General features: G+C 33.2%; 19 protein-coding genes and 2 pseudogenes. 9 read left to right on the top strand and 12 right to left on the bottom strand.

The window, feature by feature from the left end:
- Positions 1 to 170: 170 nt before the first annotated feature.
- From MHB55_RS21620 to MHB55_RS21605, 4 genes and pseudogenes are all read right to left on the bottom strand, one after another.
- Positions 171 to 1,016, bottom strand: a complete 846-nt coding sequence (locus tag MHB55_RS21620; protein WP_010731423.1) for an AraC family transcriptional regulator — start codon at positions 1,014 to 1,016, stop codon at positions 171 to 173.
- Positions 1,017 to 1,130: 114 nt separating this feature from the next.
- A pseudogene (locus MHB55_RS21615) lies at positions 1,131 to 1,385 on the bottom strand (helix-turn-helix domain-containing protein); the annotation flags it as partial.
- Positions 1,386 to 1,492: 107 nt separating this feature from the next.
- Positions 1,493 to 2,161, bottom strand: a complete 669-nt coding sequence (locus MHB55_RS21610) for a YqeB family protein (protein WP_340845270.1) — start codon at positions 2,159 to 2,161, stop codon at positions 1,493 to 1,495.
- Between the two features lie 188 nt (positions 2,162 to 2,349).
- Positions 2,350 to 2,946 carry a TetR/AcrR family transcriptional regulator gene (locus MHB55_RS21605; protein ID WP_071220739.1) on the bottom strand — a complete coding sequence of 199 codons (597 nt, stop codon included), beginning with the start codon at positions 2,944 to 2,946 and terminating at the stop codon, positions 2,350 to 2,352.
- A 359-nt stretch (positions 2,947 to 3,305) separates the two neighbouring features.
- On the opposite strand from MHB55_RS21605, the pseudogene MHB55_RS21600 reads away from it, so the two are divergent.
- Positions 3,306 to 3,647, top strand: a pseudogene (locus tag MHB55_RS21600) (recombinase family protein); the annotation flags it as partial.
- Between the two features lie 159 nt (positions 3,648 to 3,806).
- Here the strand turns inward: MHB55_RS21600 and MHB55_RS21595 are convergent.
- Positions 3,807 to 4,361, bottom strand: coding sequence for a recombinase family protein (locus MHB55_RS21595; protein ID WP_340845271.1), 555 nt, complete (start codon positions 4,359 to 4,361; stop codon positions 3,807 to 3,809).
- Between the two features lie 284 nt (positions 4,362 to 4,645).
- Between MHB55_RS21595 and MHB55_RS21590 the strand changes: the two genes are divergently transcribed.
- The 5 genes from MHB55_RS21590 (at position 4,646) to MHB55_RS21570 (ending at position 10,078) form a co-directional block, all read left to right on the top strand.
- Positions 4,646 to 4,816, top strand: a complete 171-nt coding sequence (locus tag MHB55_RS21590) for a Fe3+ hydroxamate ABC transporter substrate-binding protein (protein WP_340845272.1) — start codon at positions 4,646 to 4,648, stop codon at positions 4,814 to 4,816.
- An 84-nt stretch (positions 4,817 to 4,900) separates the two neighbouring features.
- Positions 4,901 to 5,185, top strand: a complete 285-nt coding sequence (locus MHB55_RS21585; protein WP_340845273.1) for a hypothetical protein — start codon at positions 4,901 to 4,903, stop codon at positions 5,183 to 5,185.
- Between the two features lie 329 nt (positions 5,186 to 5,514).
- Positions 5,515 to 6,051 carry a sigma-70 family RNA polymerase sigma factor gene (locus MHB55_RS21580; protein WP_340845275.1) on the top strand — a complete coding sequence of 179 codons (537 nt, stop codon included), beginning with the start codon at positions 5,515 to 5,517 and terminating at the stop codon, positions 6,049 to 6,051.
- The gene (locus MHB55_RS21575; RefSeq protein ID WP_340845276.1) at positions 6,032 to 7,000 is read left to right on the top strand and encodes a DUF4179 domain-containing protein; all 969 of its coding nucleotides are present in this window, start codon (positions 6,032 to 6,034) and stop codon (positions 6,998 to 7,000) included. The genes MHB55_RS21580 and MHB55_RS21575 overlap by 20 nt, the downstream gene beginning before the upstream one ends.
- Before the next feature lie 111 nt (positions 7,001 to 7,111).
- Positions 7,112 to 10,078: a Tn3 family transposase gene (locus tag MHB55_RS21570; protein ID WP_340845277.1), complete on the top strand. Its 2,967-nt coding sequence runs from the start codon at positions 7,112 to 7,114 to the stop codon at positions 10,076 to 10,078.
- A 23-nt stretch (positions 10,079 to 10,101) separates the two neighbouring features.
- Here the strand turns inward: MHB55_RS21570 and MHB55_RS21565 are convergent, their stop codons facing one another.
- From MHB55_RS21565 to MHB55_RS21550, 4 genes are all read right to left on the bottom strand, one after another.
- On the bottom strand, positions 10,102 to 10,794 hold the full coding sequence (locus MHB55_RS21565; protein WP_340845278.1) for a hypothetical protein: 693 nt from the start codon (positions 10,792 to 10,794) through the stop codon (positions 10,102 to 10,104).
- Between the two features lie 627 nt (positions 10,795 to 11,421).
- On the bottom strand, positions 11,422 to 12,756 hold the full coding sequence (locus tag MHB55_RS21560; RefSeq protein WP_340845279.1) for a hypothetical protein: 1,335 nt from the start codon (positions 12,754 to 12,756) through the stop codon (positions 11,422 to 11,424).
- Positions 12,722 to 12,937, bottom strand: coding sequence for a hypothetical protein (locus MHB55_RS21555; protein ID WP_340845280.1), 216 nt, complete (start codon positions 12,935 to 12,937; stop codon positions 12,722 to 12,724). Before MHB55_RS21555 ends, MHB55_RS21560 begins: the two co-directional genes overlap by 35 nt.
- Positions 12,938 to 13,255: 318 nt before the next feature.
- Positions 13,256 to 13,399, bottom strand: a complete 144-nt coding sequence (locus MHB55_RS21550; RefSeq protein ID WP_340845281.1) for a hypothetical protein — start codon at positions 13,397 to 13,399, stop codon at positions 13,256 to 13,258.
- A 581-nt stretch (positions 13,400 to 13,980) separates the two neighbouring features.
- Here MHB55_RS21550 and MHB55_RS21545 point away from each other — a divergent pair.
- Both MHB55_RS21545 and MHB55_RS21540 read left to right on the top strand, forming a co-directional pair.
- Entirely contained in the window at positions 13,981 to 14,838 is an 858-nt protein-coding gene (locus MHB55_RS21545; RefSeq protein WP_340863996.1) for a helix-turn-helix domain-containing protein, read from the top strand.
- Positions 14,839 to 14,931: 93 nt separating this feature from the next.
- Entirely contained in the window at positions 14,932 to 15,597 is a 666-nt protein-coding gene (locus MHB55_RS21540) for a CPBP family intramembrane glutamic endopeptidase (RefSeq protein ID WP_340845283.1), read from the top strand.
- Between the two features lie 113 nt (positions 15,598 to 15,710).
- Here MHB55_RS21540 and MHB55_RS21535 read toward each other — a convergent pair whose 3' ends face one another.
- The 3 genes from MHB55_RS21535 to MHB55_RS21525 form a co-directional block, all read right to left on the bottom strand.
- Positions 15,711 to 16,106 carry a hypothetical protein gene (locus MHB55_RS21535; protein ID WP_340845284.1) on the bottom strand — a complete coding sequence of 132 codons (396 nt, stop codon included), beginning with the start codon at positions 16,104 to 16,106 and terminating at the stop codon, positions 15,711 to 15,713.
- Positions 16,107 to 16,211: 105 nt separating this feature from the next.
- Positions 16,212 to 16,601: a hypothetical protein gene (locus MHB55_RS21530; RefSeq protein WP_340845285.1), complete on the bottom strand. Its 390-nt coding sequence runs from the start codon at positions 16,599 to 16,601 to the stop codon at positions 16,212 to 16,214.
- A 72-nt stretch (positions 16,602 to 16,673) separates the two neighbouring features.
- Positions 16,674 to 17,291 (bottom strand): winged helix-turn-helix domain-containing protein, encoded by a 618-nt coding sequence (locus tag MHB55_RS21525; RefSeq protein WP_340845286.1) that lies wholly within the window; start codon positions 17,289 to 17,291, stop codon positions 16,674 to 16,676.
- A 159-nt stretch (positions 17,292 to 17,450) separates the two neighbouring features.
- Here MHB55_RS21525 and MHB55_RS21520 point away from each other — a divergent pair, with 159 nt between their 5' ends.
- The gene (locus tag MHB55_RS21520) at positions 17,451 to 18,731 is read left to right on the top strand and encodes an ABC transporter substrate-binding protein (RefSeq protein WP_340845287.1); all 1,281 of its coding nucleotides are present in this window, start codon (positions 17,451 to 17,453) and stop codon (positions 18,729 to 18,731) included.
- Positions 18,732 to 18,831: the final 100 nt, after the last annotated feature.

Here is an 18,831-nt window from a genome sequence, read left to right as displayed (position 1 = left end):
ATAATGAAGTCGTATTCACTTCTCATTAAAGGGGTAGCGTCAGGAAAATGCGGATTTACAACGATAAGGAATTTCCAATATAAAAAGCCTGATTTCCCATCACCTAAATTGAGAAATTAGGCTCTTTTTTCGTTACTCCATAAACAGCATTCTATTACTGAATATGTAATTTACTTCGGGATAACAGGGACCCAGAGTTCGTGTCTTGGTTTATGCTTCGGACCGTAATAACATTCTATACACGGTAAATTTGCAAGTTCATACTCGGAGGTAGGGACCCACTCGGAATATAAACGTTTCCATGCATCCACTATGTTCGGAAAAACTGCCCATGTACTTGCGGGAATAATAAGCGTCTCCATATTTTCTGGGGATTCCCCATCGTATCTTACGCCCATGAAATAGGAAAATTGTTCATCTGTTATGGCAGCTTCTTTTCCGCAAACCCCCAGAAGGCTTTCAAGCGTGCATTTTGGATTTTCCCATGACATATCTACTAGTTCTTGCATAAATCCATCTTTTTTCGCAGTGTTCCAAAGCGTAGGGATTGTTTTAAATGCTCTGCTTGTTTTTACTGGCTTACTTTTTCCAACAATTCTTAATTCAAAATCAAGGTTTTCAATTCTGTACTCCATCTCGGTATCTCCTTTAATAGAAATTTGAAAGGAAATTCTGGGAAAGGCTTTTAACTGTACCCCTCTATTACGAGCATTGGAAGGGGTTACTCCATGCATTTTTTGAAAAGCACGTGAGAAAGTATCAGAAGAAACATAACCATATTTAATTGCCACATCAATGATCCGAATATCACTTTTTTGAATTTCAAATGCTGCGAGTGTTAACCGTCTACGTCTAATATATTCTGATAGCGATATACCTGAGATTGAAGAGAACATTCTTGAAAAATGAAACTCAGAACAATTAGCTGCTTTTGCAATCTCTTTGTAGTCTATTTCTTCATTCAAGCTATTTTCAATGTAGTTTAACGCATTGTTCATTCTTTCTAGCCAATCCATAAGTTTACTCCCTTTCAATATTTACTTTAAAACAAAATAGATAATAATTGCCGACATTTCATGCCTAAAAATGTTGGTATCAAAAAATAAACCTTTTGATAGAATCAGGACAAACTATTTGTTTCCTTCCGATAGCCTTCTATATAATGAAGCCCTAGACACATTAGTAATTTCGCAAATTTGATTTACAGTCATACCGCCTTCTTTATATAGTTTTACTGCATATTTCATTCCTGCGTGATTTTTATGATATTTCTTTAAACGACCCTTAAACTTCCCTTCTTTCTTAGCCAGCTCAATCCCTTCTCGTTGACGCATACGGATAAGATCTCGTTCTAATTGGTTCACACCAGCCATTACTGTAATTAGGGGTCATGTCGACAAAACGCATATATTATACGCTAAGCAAATTGCAACCTAAAAAGTCGAATTCCTATACGCTAAGGAACCGACTTTTTTAAATTTGGCTTGTTTAGTTAAATCTTTCGTACATATTGATCCTTACCCTGATCTTTCACAACTACCCCTAGCTCATTTAAATCCATTTTTAAATTTTTTGCCTTTTTCTTATCTCCTTCTCTAATTGCATTTCTACGTTCATATAAGATTGAATTGGTGTTCTCCCCAAGTAAATGATCTTCTAGGGCCCAAAGTTTGAATTCATCTACATAAGGGTCCTGTTCACACCAAAGGTAATGATGATACAGAAAGATTTCTCGTATTTTTTCCTTCTTAATATCCGTCTTTTCACTCAAAAGTTCTTGACCTTTATTTCCAGTAATTACGACATTATTATCTTCCATAAAGATTTCTTTTACCTCAGATTTTCTAATTATCTTTTCTTTATCATCTTTATTGATCAATATTTCTTGATCGCTTATGCTCATTTTTAGTGCTTCACTATAAACTGTTAGTGATAAAAGAACACCTATAACTACACCTACGAACATCAAGATAATAGACACCCAAAAAGGGTTGAATGCATCCAAAAGTTCAATGACTTTTGAATCAGAAAAGAAAGATATACTTTTTACGAATTCCAACAACTTTGGAAGAAACCAACCTATCGTTCCTAAAACAATAGGAAATAATACTGCAATCAATTTTTCCAAGAAACCCATACCAATTGTGGATGTATTTTTCATTGGGATTGTTACCTCCGAGACTTTATAGTTAAAAATAGTTGAATTAAGATGTTTAGAGTATCTTGAAATTCTGACAAAAATATTCAATACAAATGAAAATAATAATTATCAAACAACAAATACGCATAAATATATATCCTTATTCAACCATCAATTATTCTAATTAAAGGGAAATAGACCTTTTGATGTTACATAACTATTTTTGTTATTACTCTAGTTAAATCATCCCTATACTTCTCAAGACTAAAGGAAGCCCTATTTTTAAGCATACTTTCTTCTATTGCACCTTGAATCAGAACACAGATCATTTCTACATCAAATTCATTAGAAAACTCTTGTTTCTTTTGTCCCTCTAATAAAATCTCTTTGAGCAATACATTTAACAGATCTTCCTCGTCATCATCAGCTTTATAGTAAGGCACTCCTTCTTCGTCTTTAGCGTTAAAGACAATTTCAATCAATGCGATATTATTTTTATAATTAGCCACTTGGTAAGCCAAACTAGCTTCAATATATGCTTTTAATTGTGAAATAGCCGTTTCTTCTCGAACAACCTTCCCACTAATAAAATCCAATTTTTTGTTAAATAAATGCACTAAGGTTTGATTGATTAAATCCATTTTGCCAGAAAAATGATACGAAATTAATCCTGTACTCACTTTTGCCTTTTTAGCGACTTTAGTTAAACTGACATTTGTATAGCCAAGTTCATCGAGTGTATCAATACAAGCTTGAATAATCTGTTCTCTTCGTGCTTCAGCAATAAAAGATTGTTTGTTTTCCATCAGGGTCTTCCTCTCGTTTATATTGGTTATTCAATTTTTAAATTGGTCTTTCAATCAATTTTTATTTTAATACAAACTTCTTATTCCTGTCAACACTAAGAATTCGACTATCCTGCCTAGTTAGTTTAAATACACCTTTTTCACATTCTCTTATCTATTTTTAACAGAAATATCTATTTTCTTGTTAAAAAACAACAACCATAAACGACCGTTTATGGTTATGGTGAGTGAGCGTCTTTAAAAGTCTCAAATAGTGCTAAAATACATACCCAAAACTATAACCAAAAACAGAATACCAATACATCAGCCTTAACCCCCTTTTTGGTATAATTAATTTGTATGGAAAGGGGAGTTTCAAATTGAAATTTGGTTATGCACGTGTGAGTACGCAAGATCAGTCATTATCATTACAACTTGATGCATTGGATCGTCATGGAGTGGACGAAACTTTTGAAGAAAAAGAATCTGGTAAAAGGAAAAATCGCCCGCAGTTGGAGGAGCTTCTTAAAGTATTACGTAAGGGTGACACAGTAGTTGTCTATAAATTAGATCGTATCAGTCGGAGTACCAAACATTTAATCGAACTCATGGAACAGTTTGAAGCAAAAGGAATCCATTTCGCGTCTATTCAGGATAAAATTGACACAACAACAGCTATGGGGCGATTCTTTTTCAGAATGTTGGCTAGCATAGCTGAATTAGGGGTAGCGTCAGGAAAATGCGGATTTACAACGTTAAGGAATTTCAATATTAAAGAGTCTAAATTATCAATTTAATACTGAGAATTTAGACTCTTTTCATTGCATGAATAAGCTATTAATGGAGAATGTCCATTTTGCATAGACACCAACCTTTCCCATTTATTGTTTTTCTAAATAGCGATAAATCGTCGTGCGAGATACCCCCCACCTTTCAGCAACATCTTTAATTGGTGTGCCACTCTCGATTAAAGCCTTCATCATCTCAATATCTTTTGAGCCATACTTCTCGGGGCGACCACCTAAACGCCCACGTGCTTTGGCAGCTGCACGTCCCGCAGCCGAGCGCTCCTCGATCAAATTACGTTCAAATTCTGCAAAAGCTGCGAACAAGTGAAACATTAATTGACCCGTCGCATTGCCTTTGTCCATTGTTATATTCTCTTGTAGGCTATGAAAGCCAATACCTTGTGTATTTAAGCTATTCACAATTTGAATCAAGTCTTGCATGTTGCGCCCTAGTCGATCTAATCGCCAAACGACAAGCGTATCTCCTTTACGTGCATACTTAATTGCTTCTTCCAAACCGGGACGTTGTTTTTTTGCTCCACTCATTTTGTCCTGAAAAATTTTCGTACAACCATATTGCGTTAAAGCATCCAATTGTAAATCCAAATTTTGTAGTCCTGTTGATACACGTGCATAACCAATTAACATCAAAATCACTCTTTTCTCTTTTTCCCTTTAATTCCATTGTAACATAAGATGACAAACGCATAGTTAATGGACATAGATTAATGAACTGAGTTTTGTTACACTTAAAACGATAAAAAACGCTCCTTATGAATTAAAAAGGAGTGTGTTCAGAAAAGGACGAGTTTTGGAACAAACAATAGCTTCTCTAAAGTTAGGACCTTTTTTATAAGCTATAATGAAAATAGATAGATGAATCTTGGTTCAGCAATCGGGCCAGATTCTGAAAAAACAAAGGAGATATTCAAATGTTTAAACGTACGCTATATTGCTTTAATTGCGATCGAGAAATTCAAGATGGTGAAGAAATCTATGCGAAGATGAAGGCTCCGAAGAATACGATTATGGTTGAAATTAAAGCCTATTTGAAAAAAGAAAGTGAAATTTTTTGCACGGATTGTATGAATAAGGAAAAGTAATCTTTCCGTAAACGGGCGCAGTCCTGTAACAAGATTTGTGTCTGCTTATAGAAATTGGTCATATTGTGGCAAAGGAGGTACTTTATGGGTAAGAAAGCCTTTCACATATATAATATTATTATTTTCCTTTTATTGTTATCGTTTAACCTTTTAGCCTTATTTGGCGCGGGAATGAGCCAAGATGGAATATATCCCTATATGTGGTTTGGCACAGGGGGTTCATTTGTAGCTTGGATTATCTTTTACGTTATTCAATTCGTCCGTGCTAATAAAGCTTGGCGAACTTCTTGGTTTCTCATTATGGTTGTTTTCCTGGTCTTCTGGGAAACAGGTTTCGGCTACAAGGTTGGTCTATTGATTTTTGGTTAAAATTTCAATAATCGGGCGCAATTCTGGCAAAAGGAGTTGCGACCTTTCAACAATAAGCCCGATTGTGAAATAAGAAACTGGTCCAATTTCTTGATTTTAATGTTGAGAAATTGGACTTTTTATATATGTTCATAGTGCAAAATAGCACTTGAAACAAGTGCAAATTATCTCCAAAAGTGACACCCAAATATGTTAGGTGTTCAAAACTAAACAGGAAGATTTTTTGATTACTGGCAATTATACGAATATATTTAAATAGATATAAAATCTCCGAAGTTGAAACTTTTTTCTACTCTATCTGCCTCTAATAAGTGAAAGGAGGTTGCTACATGTCATATTCTATTCAATTAGTCGAGTTAGCTGTGGCAGGCGATAAAGAAGCATTTGAACAATTAGTAAAAATTGAAAGTGAGAAATTGTATAAAATTGCTTACCTGCACATGCGCAATAAAGAGGACGCACTCGACGTACTACAAGAAGCTACCTATAAAGCATATATTTCGATCCATCAACTCAAATCTCCAGTTTATTTTAGTACATGGCTTGTCAAGATATTAATTCGAACAGCTTATAAAGAATTGGAGCGTAAAAAGAAAACGATTCAATTGCCCGAAGAAACGATTCAATTTCTTTTAGAGTCAAATCAAATAGAAGATCCATCTATTGATTTATCAGAAGCCCTTTCTACGCTAAATGTTGATTATCGTAATGCAATCACTCTTTTCTATTATTACGATTTACCGATTCGTACCATTGCAACTGTACTAAAGAAGCCTCAATCGACTGTGAAAACCTATTTGCGCCGGGCCAAGTTAGAGTTAAAAAAAACGTTAGGAGATGATTATTATGCAAAAAGACTTATTTAAAGATATTGAAATACCGAAAGAAGAGATCCTGCACGCAATTGATACAGGAATTGAACGTGGAGAAAAAACTCGGCATATAAAAAAGCCAAAGGGTGTTTTAAAAAGAACGTCATTTTTCACTTCAGTAGCAGCAGCGATGCTTCTTGCTTCAGGATTTGTTTTTTCTCCAGTTACGAACGTTTTAGCACAAGTTCCGATACTTGGTAGCATTTACGAAAAATATCAAATGCCAATCGGTCAAGAATTAGCTACAGAGCAGCTCCTTACAGAAATCAACGAAACGGTTGAGGATCAAGGTGTAAGTATGAGTATTACGTCAATATTTTATGATGGTCAATATGTTGGGTTAACATTTAAGGCCAATGGAGAAAGTTTACCCAATTCTATTGATGGGGAAAGAACTCCCGAATCTGGCTATGCGTATGAAATGTTTGACCGAACTGATGAAACAACTTGGTGGGGTGGTTCTATCGGCGCTTTAACAAAACAGGATAATGGATTTACTGGCGCAATGATATTAGAAAATCCAAATTCGGATTCAGTAGATTCCCTAACGCTTCCTATTACATTTACAAATATTGCAGGAGTTCAAGGGGAATGGTCATTTAATCTCCCGGTTGAAAAATTACCAGCAAAAGAACTTCACATTGCACAATCGGTATCATCTGTGAATGAAGCCTATCGTATCCATTTTGACAAAATAGTTGTGGGGCAAACAAATGCTACCATATCGTATGAAATTTTGAATACAGCTGGTGTAGAAGGTGAACATTTAGAACTTAAATTATTGGATAGTCAAGGGTTACCTGTTTCAACAAATACAATATCTGATTCAAAAGTAATCTTTGAAATCGATCCTGAAAAAACAGACTATGTATTGGTAGAACCTATCTATAAAGTCGGCACAAAAGAAATCAAACTAGATACAATAAAAATAAATTTAAAATGACTCAATAAAAGTCCGAACTATTATAGAAGTTCGGACTTTTTAGCAATTGTTTTTTCATGTTTATTGTCACAGACAAAGGTGATAAAAAATACAGAAATGGGATGATGCTGAATGAAATTTGCGAGAGGTAGAGAATTGCTTACACCGGAACAGAGACAGGCCCTTATACAAGTTCCTGAAGATGAGTGGGTGCTTGGAACCTACTACACGTTTTCCAAACGAGATTTAGAAATTATAAATAAACGAAGAAGAGAAGAAAATCGTTTAGGGTTCGCCGTTCAATTAGCTGTTCTTCGGTATCCCGGTTGGCCATACACTCATATCAAAAACATACCGGATTCAGTCATACATTACATATCGAAACAAATCAATGCTACTCCACCTTCGCTTAGTCTTTATCCTCAAAGAGAAAATACACTTTGGGATCATTTGAAAGAAATTCGAAGTGAATATGACTTTGTAACTTTTACTCTAAAAGAATATCGAGTGGCATTTAAGCATCTTCATCAATTAGCTTTGGAAAATGGTGACGCTATTCATTTGTTACATGAATGTATAGATTTTCTAAGAAAAAACAAAATCATCCTACCCGCTATCACTACTCTTGAAAGAATGGTGTGGGAAGCAAGGGCAATGGCTGAAAGGAAGTTATTCAACACGGTTAATCAATCTTTAACAATTGAGCAAAAAGAAAAGCTTGAAGTGATTATTACCTCACAGCATCCATCCGAATCCAATAAAACGATATTGGGTTGGTTAAAAGAGCCACCGGGTCATCCTTCACCAGATACTTTTCTAAAAGTAATAGAACGACTCGAATACATACGAGGAATGGAATTAGAAACAGTGCAAATTAGTCATTTGCATCGCAATCGCCTGTTACAGTTGTCTCGCTTAGGTTCTAGATATGAGCCTTATGCATTCCGTGACTTTCAAGAAAATAAACGATATTCGATACTAACCGTCTATTTATTACATCTCACTCAGGAGTTAACGGATAAAGCGTTTGAAATTCATGACAGACAAATACTTAGTCTGTTATCAAAAGGACGTAAGGCTCAGGAGGAAATTCAGAAACAAAACGGTAAAAAACTTAATGAGAAAGTTATACACTTTACGAACATCAGACAAGCTTTGATCAAAGCAAAACAGGAAAAATTAGATGTTTTTAAGGTTTTAGAATCCGTTATCGAATGGAATTCTTTTGTTTCTTCGGTGGAAGAGGCTCAGGAGCTTGCACGCCCTGCTGACTATGATTATTTAGATTTACTGCAAAAACGATTTTATTCACTTAGAAAATATACGCCAACGCTATTAAGAGTACTGGAATTTCATTCTACAAAGGCAAATGAGTCCCTTTTACAGGCTGTTGAGATTATCCGAGGAATGAACGAATCTGGAAAGCGAAAAGTTCCTGATGACTCACCTGTGGATTTTATTTCAAAACGATGGAAAAAACATTTATACGAGGATGATGGTACATCAATTAATCGTCATTACTATGAAATGGCTGTTTTAACAGAACTTCGGGAGCATGTTCGGGCAGGAGATGTTTCCATTGTTGGTAGCAGACAATATAGGGATTTTGAAGAATATTTGTTTTCGGAAGATACATGGAATCAAACGAAGGAGAATACTAGATTATCAGTTAGTTTATCAGTCGATGATTATATGGTGGAGAGAACCAGCAGCCTTAATGAAAGGTTAAAGTGGTTAGCTGCCAATTCCAACAAGTTGGACGGAGTTTCTCTTGAAAAAGGAAGGCTATCACTTGCACGCTTAGAAAAAGATGTTCCAGAAGAGGCAAAAAAATTTAGTGCAAGCCTGTATCAGATGCTACCAAGAATAAAATTAACTGATTTACTCATGGATGTGGCTCATATAACGGGATTTCATGAGCAATTCACCCATGCTTCCAATAATCGAAAACCAGATAAAGAAGAAACAATCATTATCATGGCTGCTCTTTTAGGAATGGGAATGAATATTGGTTTGAGCAAGATGGCTGAAGCAACACCCGGACTTACATATAAGCAACTAGCCAATGTGTCTCAATGGCGCATGTATGAAGATGCAATGAATAAAGCCCAAGCCGTATTAGTAAATTTTCATCATAAATTACAATTATCTTCCTATTGGGGAGACGGTACAACATCCTCGTCAGACGGTATGAGAATGCAGCTAGGTGTTTCATCACTTCATGCAGATGCAAATCCACATTATGGAACCGGAAAAGGAGCTACTATCTATCGATTTACGAGTGACCAATTCTCTTCTTTCTATACAAAAATTATTCATACTAATTCAAGGGATGCAATTCATGTTTTGGACGGTTTGTTGCACCATGAAACGGATCTAACCATAGAAGAGCATTATACAGACACTGCCGGTTACACAGACCAAATTTTCGGACTGACCCATTTATTAGGATTTAAATTTGCTCCAAGAATAAGAGATTTATCAGACTCAAAATTATTTACAATAGATAAAGCTAGTGAATATCCAAAATTAGAAGCCATTTTACGTGGGCAAATAAATACAAAGATCATTAAAGAAAATTATGAGGATGTTTTGCGATTAGCTCATTCTATAAGGGAAGGAACAGTTTCAGCATCTCTTATCATGGGAAAACTAGGTTCTTATTCAAGACAAAACAGCTTAGCCACAGCCTTACGTGAGATGGGACGAATAGAAAAAACGATTTTTATTTTGAATTATATATCGGATGAGTCATTAAGAAGAAAAATACAAAGAGGATTGAATAAAGGAGAAGCCATGAATGGACTGGCAAGAGCTATTTTCTTCGGAAAACAAGGAGAGCTTAGGGAACGAACCATACAGCACCAATTGCAAAGGGCCAGTGCTTTAAACATAATTATCAATGCCATCAGTATCTGGAATACTTTACATTTAACAAAAGCAGTTGAATATCAAAAACAGGCAGGCATTTTTAATGAAGACTTATTGCACCATATGTCACCTTTAGGCTGGGAACATATTAATTTATTAGGAGAATACCATTTTAATTCGGAGAAAATAGTTTCGTTAGATTCTTTAAGACCATTGCAACTTTCTTAACGTTGTTAAAAATAGAGAATTCGTCAGGAAAATAGGCTTAGCGTTGTAAATTCGCATTTTCCTGACGCTACCCCTATATGCTCACTTTTCTTGAAAAATTGTATATGCTGCTCCAAGTCATCTAGGGATGTTTCTCTCCCAAACTGTTCATGAATAGGGGAGAACAAAGGCACTCGTTCTTCCGGCTTGTTTTTAAACTTGTCTAAAATATCCCCCATAAAAAGTTTCAACTCTTCATCGACAACTGAGTAATCGGTAAAAAGTGAAACGTCTTTTTTATGATGGGAGAGATAAATGCCGACAAAGAATAAGTTGGCAGTCTCTTCAGCATCTAGAAATCCATTGGAACGTTTGGCCAACTCCCCCTTGATTATTTCAAAGTTAAACTCCTTATGGATCTTGCAGTGTTTCCAGACGATACCATACCCCTTTCGGATAAGGGGCCAAATTGTTTCGTAAGACTGCTCCACATGAGCTACCTGCAGAATACCCAGAGACTGAATCATGGCATTCACTTGCTCAAAAGGATAATGACAGAATGCTTGCTGGAGATCCACCTCATACGAACGATAGGCTTGATAGTAAGTAAGCTCCCGTTGTTGGTAAACATCTGTAATATCGTTATAAAGATGCGGCTTGGACGATAACGCGTGGTCAACTAGGAAAAGCATGTACACTTCTTCTTTAGGTTGGAACCATTCTGACTGATTTTTCATACAACCACTCCTATTCTTAATTATATACGATTAGTATAAACCTCGATAGACCATATGACGAAAAACCGAAGGTATGTCCCTGTATTTTTTCCTTTCTCTTCCCTCCCCTTACCCACCTTGTTTTGATTAATTCGAAATTATTCAATCTATTCGAAGGTATTTTATAAATTCGAATCTATTAATGTTTGCGTGTGGGGGGGGTTCGGGCATTTCTTGTGGAGCGGAGCGATCCGTAAAACCTTCGGTTTAGAAGGACAGGTACGAGTAGCATAATAGGTCTGTAAGGGAAGGGAAAAGAACGAGAGATGTGACAACAAATAAGGTACGCAAGTAAAGTAGAATGGAACAAAGAGGAGCAGCGGTGCGAATAAGAGATGTATATGGTCTATCGAGGTTTCTATACTATGTTCTTTTTGCATTGTCTAGTGTTTTTGTTCCTTTTTGAGAATGCTAGAAATAATTATTAAGACCCCTAATATTAAGTTCATTAGAGGTCCTTTCTTATTCTATTTAGATTTTTTATATAAGCTATGATATATAGTTTACTTAAAATGCACTTAGATAAAGAGCTGGAATAATAGTTAAAAATAAAGTCGAACACTTGCATAACGAAGAGTCCATGAATTGTTAAACCGGTTCTACAATAACAGTTAAACTAATATAAGACTGGGAGCTGTAGGGTAAAAATTTTACTTTTAGGCTTTCTCCATCATCTAATAGTTCGCTTTTCATTCGTATTTTTTCAGGGTTTTCAATTTTCACATTTTCTAGACGTATTTCGTAAGTAACTATCTTAAATCTAATACCTAGTAATATAAAATCTCGTGGATATTCTTTAGGCTTTAAGTGCACAACATTTAAACAACTTTTCTCGTCGTGAAGAGCAAAAAGTTTTTGTATTTCAAATAGATCATCCATTATAAATACATAGCTGTGCAATTTATTCTTAAAATACCCATCTTTAAGAGAATTATATATACTATCAATGAAATATAACTCTTCATTGGAATAGTCCATATTTTGAAATTTAAATTCAATATTAAACTCTTGCTCAATGAAGTGGATTTTGTTCAGAAAGCAAATAAATTCCTCTGTTTTTGAGTTTCCATTCTCACTGAAATCCCAATCAAAACTTGAAATTAAGTCTGAGTCCTCCTCTAAAAGTTTAAGAGCTAATTCAGGTTTTTTTGTTTTTTTGCTTATCTGAATAAGAGAGTGGAATTTTAAAATGTTCTTCACCGAACTCATTCCATCATCTGTTAGCTTAATATTAAACTTTGCAGTTGTTGAATCTATGTTGAGTATTAGTTGGACAGCAAAAGGTGCATTTTTTTGCTGATAGTTATTTAAAGTAATTATAGAACCAACTATTTTCTCAACCCCAATTTGAAGATAATCTATACTCCAACTATTATCTTTAAGATATAGCTTCATAGGGCTGGGTGGTGGGAATTTCTGAGGTATGATTTTTATTTTAGTATTATTTTTCTCATTTGCTTTAATTTCTTCTATAAGCGTTTCACCAATCCAAGTTTTTAGGCTTTTTAGTTCAAATACTATTTCCTGTTGTAATCCATATGAAAAATCCAATAATTCCTTCATATTTTTAAAATTTTTTTTATAGTGAGTTGGAACAACAATTCGCATAGATCCAGTTAATGGCTTTTCCTTTTCTGCACCAGAGTATGCAGGTACATGGGTCACATAGTCTCTTCCTTTTTCATCAACTCTAATCTCATACTTCCAGAATGGAGCAGCAGGATGTTGAGAGTCCATGAAATCCTTCATATTCCTTAAAAGGTTAACCGCTTTCTCAATTTCGCCATTCTGAAGGTGGCGTTGCAGCTGATCCATAGCCTGAATGTTTTGTACTGTTACGTTTTTCGAATTTAAAATGGCAATATTACTATTCCCATACTGGAAAACACTATTTTTTATCTTCTTGGTTATCTTTCTTAGCATATTTCTCACTTCCCACTGTTACTTGTACATCTTTTGATTTATAAATTGCAATATTTTCGTTCCCATTCTGATTTTGAGTGCTTTTATTACTGTTCTTATTAATTATCTTTTTCGCACCGAAGCCTAAACCCGCAACCACTAGGGCACTAATTAATCCCCAAAAAAATGTATTAGTATCCATTTTAATCTCCTAGTTTCTTTTTAAGTTAATTATAACATTTTAAGAATGTACTGTAATTTAGTGGTGCTACCTTCATGATGGTAACCGAACATTATATAGTCGTATTATGACTGGAAGGTGAAAAATTAAAACTAGTAGATAAACTTTATTTAGACCAATATAAGAACTTTAAGATGATCAAGATTTTACTATTAGAGATAAAGAGCGTAATTGAGGAGTATTATTTATGTTCGTTTAAAAGACTTAAAAAGAGAGATATTAATCCCTCTTTTAAGCTAATTTTTATTAATATGTAAAGTGTTTTCCTTAATAATTATCTCATTCATTTAAGGCTTTCTTTGTTGCCAGTAAACATTTTAGTGCTTGATAATCCATGGAGATTAGTGATTCTCCATTTGGTCCACTCCATACATTAAGCTTTGTTAATTGTTCGATCATAAAGCTTATTCTCTTTTCTTTCATTGGAACACTCCCTCATTACTAATATTATTAATTTAATAAAATACAGTTATTAAATACTCACTAATTTTGGTTGGTAGAAAATATTTATCTATTCTGGAGCAGCTGAAATATAGTTTTCGAACCTACACCGTATAAATTCATATCTGTATAAAGTATATTTCGGTGATTTTTTGTAATTTTTAAATAATTATTTCAAATGGTATTAATACCTATTTAAAATAAGACTTAGCACGCTTTCAAGTACAAAAAATTTGTTAGTTAACTAAGAAAAAACAATTTTCTACTAATAGTACTAGTAAGATTAGATTTCTTAATATCCTACTCTAAATATCTATTTCTATCGCTTCCTCAGATCCTAATACTTCTGATATGAATCATAAAAAAAGCACCCTATGGTGCTTTTAAGTAAATTGAAATATAATATTTTCTTTATAAATTTATCCATCAATACCAACTAACCAAAACTCCATTATAGTTATGATTATATCTATCAAAATAATCACCTCCTATAAAAATTTTAGGTTATAATACTAGTAAAATTACATAATATTCCCAAAAGAATATTCATAGGAGGATTAATGATGAAAAACGGAGAGGCCATTTATTTTATTCGTAAAAATAAAGGATACTCACAAAAATATGTTGCAGGAGACACTATGACCCAGGGAGCATACTCTAAATTTGAAAAATTAAACTCTGAAATCAGACATTCTGCTTTAATGAATATTTTAAATAAATTGGAAGTCTCTCCAGATGAATTCATGTACATAAAACAAGGTTACGAGCATAGTATTAAGGATAAAATGCTTAATAAGCTATTTACATTAACATATAACAATACTGAAGTACTTCAACAACTTCTGAGCGAAGCCGAAATTTACCTCGAAGAAAACGATGATATACTAATTAAAGATCTTTGTTTAGTTTGTAAATCCCTAATTGTACTTAGTCAAACAAAAGATATAGTTGCAGCTAGAGTTTCCTTATATAAGGTTTGGCAACGTTTATCCCAAAGAGATTTATTATTTATTAATGATATATACTTTGTTAATTTTATTCTCTATCTTTTCCCACTTGAAACTGCATTAGAAATTAAAAAATTTGTTTACCGTAGTATTGATAAGTACAAAAATTTTAGAAATATCGAGCGCTTAAAAGTAAATATGGCAATCAATATGACGCTTTTGTTAATTAAAGAAGATAGATATATAGAAGCTCTAATTGAAGTAGAAGAAGCAATAGCACTATGTAAAAGATTTTCCGACTATAAAAGGCTTGCTGTATGTTATCTTCGAAAGGGAATATGCTTAAATAATTTAAAAGTTACTAAAGGAGATCAGTGGATTTCAAAAGGGAAAAATATTCTTATAGCTATAGATGAATTAAAAATATTAAATGAACTTGAAGATGAAGTTAATCGTTTTAATAAAATATTATAAATACAGATTAAAACAATGTGATAGTAAGGGAAATTACTAACATATAATTGAAGTGTTATGTAGTCAGAGTTTCTTGAAGGGAGAGAAATTGAAATGAATAGCGAACTTCTAGTAAGTAAAAAGAATAATAGAATGAATAAAAGGGGTATTATTAGGAAGTCATTCTTATTTTTGTTTGTATCATTATTAACTTTTTATATATCCAATGTAGAAATACCTCAACTTCCTTTTTTCAAAAAAATTTATCCTGAATTTGTTGTATTAAACATTGAAAATAGTTTATTAACGATTCTTTTTTTATCAATATTATTAATAACAATAGGAAAGAAATATACTTATCTGTTTAAATTTGAACCACTAAAAGAAGGTAAAACCTATATTTGGATTTTCATTACAATATTACTAGTTTATATTATGATGTTCTTATTTACTGATGTATCTGGCTTAACTTTTTACTCTTCCCCTCTAAATTTTTCTTATTTTATTTTACTATTAATTCGTGTTGTAATTATTGTTCCAATTGAAGAGGAAATTGTATACCGTGGATTACTTTTGTTAGTACCAAGTAATAAAATAAAATATTTAATGCTTATCGTGTCTTCTTTCATTTTTGCTTTAATTCATGATGATCCTTATAAAATAATATGGCTTTCATTAGGATTAGGGATATTAGGAATTCGTTTTAATAATATCTGGATACCTATAATAGCACATAGCATTTGGAATTTATTTGTATCATTTTTTGCCTTTAAGGTTTAATTTTATTGGAGTAAGCCCTTGTATGAAAAAAGTATTTTGAACAAAAATATAAAACAGCCTTTTTAATTAAGACTGTTTTATATTTTTGAAGATAAGCTTTCTTTTATATAAAGTTAATCGAACCAGGTACCTACTAATTTAACAGTGTCTAAAGCTGAGTTGTATAAATTTTTAGCCCAAAGAGAAAGAGTTTCTCCCAACGCTTTAGTATCAAATTCTAAATCAACGGGATGATCACCGTATATTATTCGCGAATCAATAGGGTTCCCTGAGTTATCTTGTACAGAATATTGAACTCCAATGTTCCCAGATGAAAATACTTTTGATTGAGTTCCTTGAACAGTGGTCCCAAGCCATATAGGTTCTTCAGCAAGTTTCACTGCTTTTCCAGGTTGAACTGTAGCGTTGTAATTTGAATCAGCAGATACTGATAATGGACCGAAAGCTATGCATAATAAAGCAATGCTGGCTATACTCATACTCATTATTTTCTTTACCATTCTCTCCATCCCTCTTTTCCAAGTTTAATAAATTTAAATAAAACAACCAGCGGTCGATAAATTAGCGCCTACTGGTTGTTTTTTTATTAGTACGAAAAAATATTCTCTATAAAATTAATCAAACCAAGTTCCGATAACTTTTACTGCATCTCTTGCTCCGTTATAGATGTTTTTACCCCACAGTGTTAAAGTTTCGCCAATTGCCCCTAAATCAAAGTTAACGGTAACTGTAGTTTTATTACCATAAACTATTTCAGAGTCTTGGATAGTTCCGGAGTTGTTTGTAACATAATAATTAACTCCACAATTCCCTGTTGAATAAACACTGTTTTGTGAACCTGTTAAATGTGCATCTGCCCAAATAACTTCTTGTGCCAGCCTAGTGGAATCTCCAGGTTGAATTGTCGCATTATAGTTTGAATCTGCTGCAGCTCCAAATGGTAATGCGGTTAAGCTGACAAGTATAGCTCCAGCTAAAATTGTAGATTTTACTTTTTTCAGCATTTTTCTCACCTCCTTGAAATAAGAATAGTATTTTTATTGGAATATTTAAATAGATAATAATTAAGAAGACCCTTAATTATTGTTAATATTGTAAATATTTAAAGAATATCCCAAATTTTTGTGATAGACTAACAGGGAAGGATGCGAGATATCTTTTTCTATTTTTTGACGTAATTTTTTTATACACACATAAAGCGAAGAAGGTGACAATAAATCTAGTCTCTCCATTAACGTATTCACACTAATTGCTTTACCCTCATTTTTCAACAAATAATATAGAAGTCGGAATTCTAAATTTGTTAATAAATGCGTAGTTTCAGTTGTTATAACACTATGTTTCTCGATAGAAAAATAAGAATCGTCTGTTAGCTTAAATAGATCATAGAATCCATCTTCCTCAATCTTATCGAGCAAGGGAAAGTATGTTGTTAACATTTGGTGTAATTCAAGGTAACTTCTATTTTCGTTTAATAAACTAGACAAAAGAATTATCGGCTTGTTGAATTCAGGAGTAATTTGACTAAGATCATCATAAGTCGAAAAATCCCATATAAACGCTATACAATAATTATCGTCTTTAGAGCTATTTAGATCAGTTATTAGTCTTAAAGGAACAACAGTGTTATAGACTACTTCTAAGAAATTATAAATTTTGTCGTTTTTTGTGAGAACTGCAACATAGCTTTTCATATTAATCCCTCCATGTTTTTATTTTCATCGTATAGAAGAATTGGAGTAACAAAACATAATATTCCTAAATGAATACTATTAAAAACATCGTATAAACTTTTAAAAATAAAAACCATGTGAACGTAAAAACCAAATTACCATTCAAAAGGAGTGTAAATCATGTCGAAAAAAGTAGTAAGCATTACAGTATTTTCTATAATATGCGTTCTAATTTTAGGTGCATGCAATAAAACTAATGAAGTAACTACATCTACAGAACGGGCTGATGCTACTGATAATAAGGGATCAATGGTCATAGCTGTTATGGCTCCAGAGTTTGAATCGTCAATCACTAATATGTTCGGTGTCGGCTATGATATCGAAGTTAAATCAATACTTCCAAGTGTCGATGATATTGCTAATCATTGGAACGATTTGGATGTGGTAATCGATGATTTTATAAAGAATAATAAAGACGTTGATATAGTTTATGGTTTTCCAACTGAATATTTAAAGGGATTAGTGGATAAAGGAAATATTAAAAAGTTAAACGGATCATTAGATGAGTCATTACTTGAAAGCGTAGCTCCTGCTGTTATGGAACCTTTCAAAAAAGCAGGTAATGGAGACGTATATGCTATAACTCCCTACTTTAATAATTACGTATTAGCTTATAATAAAAATATTTTTAATGAATTAGGGATAGAAGCGCCGCCTAATGGAATGACGTGGGAAGACACAAGCAATTTAGCTAAACTTATTCAAGAAAAATCTAATTATAAAGGTGTTACACTGGGTATGCCTTCGTCGGATGAACAATTCTATTATTTATACCTAACTCTTAGTAGACCTATATTTAAACCAGAAAGTAATAGCGGGGAAATTCAGGTTAACACGGAATTAAATAGTAAATATTGGACATTATTTACTGATATGTATAACGATAACGAAAAAGCGACTATGGAGGAATTTGTACAAGGAAAAGTAGCAATGGGTGTTTTCCCTATTAGCCAGTTGACAGATGAAAAAATGCTGAATTTTTATGGCGATTATGAACCATCTGATTGGGGGTTAGTAGAAATGCCTATTTTTGAGGAGAATGAAGGAGGGCTTGCATTTACCGACTCTCTTTTTGTAGTATCAAAATATAGCGATAATAAACAGGTTATAAAGTTTTTGGAATATATTCAAGGAAAAGAATATGCAATTAAAATGGCTGAAAACTCATTATTTCCAACTTATTGGAGTAATGAAATTAAAGAAATATATTCTAAAAAATACGGTTTTGATTTTTCACCAGCATATAATCAGCCTGGAGAATTAATAGAGCAACCGAAATTTAACGCTGCAGAATTTAATGGAATTCAAGAAGCCGGTGAAATGTACTTCGTTAATGTCCTAACTGGTACAGTAAATGTGCAAGAGTCTCTAAATGACTATCAAAAAGAAATAAGTCAATAAATAATCAATTTTGTATGCATTAGCTACTTTTAGATAATAAAAAGTATTGTTCATAAAAGAACAATACTTTTTATTACTTTAGTAGTGAAACCTCCAAAGT

The organism is Psychrobacillus sp. FSL K6-1267 (assembly GCF_038003265.1).
Lineage (GTDB): Bacteria > Bacillota > Bacilli > Bacillales_A > Planococcaceae > Psychrobacillus > Psychrobacillus faecigallinarum.
The sequence above is the reverse complement of the archived record's forward strand: the minus strand, read 5'-3'. Positions and strand labels throughout refer to the sequence as shown.

Excerpts from the sequence above, each read along its gene's own strand:
- MHB55_RS21620 (WP_010731423.1), bottom strand. The coding sequence starts at position 1,016 with ATGGATTGGCTAGAAAGAATGAACAATGCGTTAAACTACATTGAAAAT.
- MHB55_RS21610 (WP_340845270.1), bottom strand. The coding sequence starts at position 2,161 with ATGAAAAATACATCCACAATTGGTATGGGTTTCTTGGAAAAATTGATT.
- MHB55_RS21605 (WP_071220739.1), bottom strand. The coding sequence starts at position 2,946 with ATGGAAAACAAACAATCTTTTATTGCTGAAGCACGAAGAGAACAGATT.
- MHB55_RS21595 (WP_340845271.1), bottom strand. The coding sequence starts at position 4,361 with ATGTTAATTGGTTATGCACGTGTATCAACAGGACTACAAAATTTGGAT.
- MHB55_RS21590 (WP_340845272.1), top strand. The coding sequence starts at position 4,646 with ATGTTTAAACGTACGCTATATTGCTTTAATTGCGATCGAGAAATTCAA.
- MHB55_RS21585 (WP_340845273.1), top strand. The coding sequence starts at position 4,901 with ATGGGTAAGAAAGCCTTTCACATATATAATATTATTATTTTCCTTTTA.
- MHB55_RS21580 (WP_340845275.1), top strand. The coding sequence starts at position 5,515 with ATGTCATATTCTATTCAATTAGTCGAGTTAGCTGTGGCAGGCGATAAA.
- MHB55_RS21575 (WP_340845276.1), top strand. The coding sequence starts at position 6,032 with ATGCAAAAAGACTTATTTAAAGATATTGAAATACCGAAAGAAGAGATC.
- MHB55_RS21570 (WP_340845277.1), top strand. The coding sequence starts at position 7,112 with ATGAAATTTGCGAGAGGTAGAGAATTGCTTACACCGGAACAGAGACAG.
- MHB55_RS21565 (WP_340845278.1), bottom strand. The coding sequence starts at position 10,794 with ATGAAAAATCAGTCAGAATGGTTCCAACCTAAAGAAGAAGTGTACATG.
- MHB55_RS21560 (WP_340845279.1), bottom strand. The coding sequence starts at position 12,756 with ATGCTAAGAAAGATAACCAAGAAGATAAAAAATAGTGTTTTCCAGTAT.
- MHB55_RS21555 (WP_340845280.1), bottom strand. The coding sequence starts at position 12,937 with ATGGATACTAATACATTTTTTTGGGGATTAATTAGTGCCCTAGTGGTT.
- MHB55_RS21550 (WP_340845281.1), bottom strand. The coding sequence starts at position 13,399 with ATGAAAGAAAAGAGAATAAGCTTTATGATCGAACAATTAACAAAGCTT.
- MHB55_RS21545 (WP_340863996.1), top strand. The coding sequence starts at position 13,981 with ATGAAAAACGGAGAGGCCATTTATTTTATTCGTAAAAATAAAGGATAC.
- MHB55_RS21540 (WP_340845283.1), top strand. The coding sequence starts at position 14,932 with ATGAATAGCGAACTTCTAGTAAGTAAAAAGAATAATAGAATGAATAAA.
- MHB55_RS21535 (WP_340845284.1), bottom strand. The coding sequence starts at position 16,106 with ATGGAGAGAATGGTAAAGAAAATAATGAGTATGAGTATAGCCAGCATT.
- MHB55_RS21530 (WP_340845285.1), bottom strand. The coding sequence starts at position 16,601 with ATGCTGAAAAAAGTAAAATCTACAATTTTAGCTGGAGCTATACTTGTC.
- MHB55_RS21525 (WP_340845286.1), bottom strand. The coding sequence starts at position 17,291 with ATGAAAAGCTATGTTGCAGTTCTCACAAAAAACGACAAAATTTATAAT.
- MHB55_RS21520 (WP_340845287.1), top strand. The coding sequence starts at position 17,451 with ATGTCGAAAAAAGTAGTAAGCATTACAGTATTTTCTATAATATGCGTT.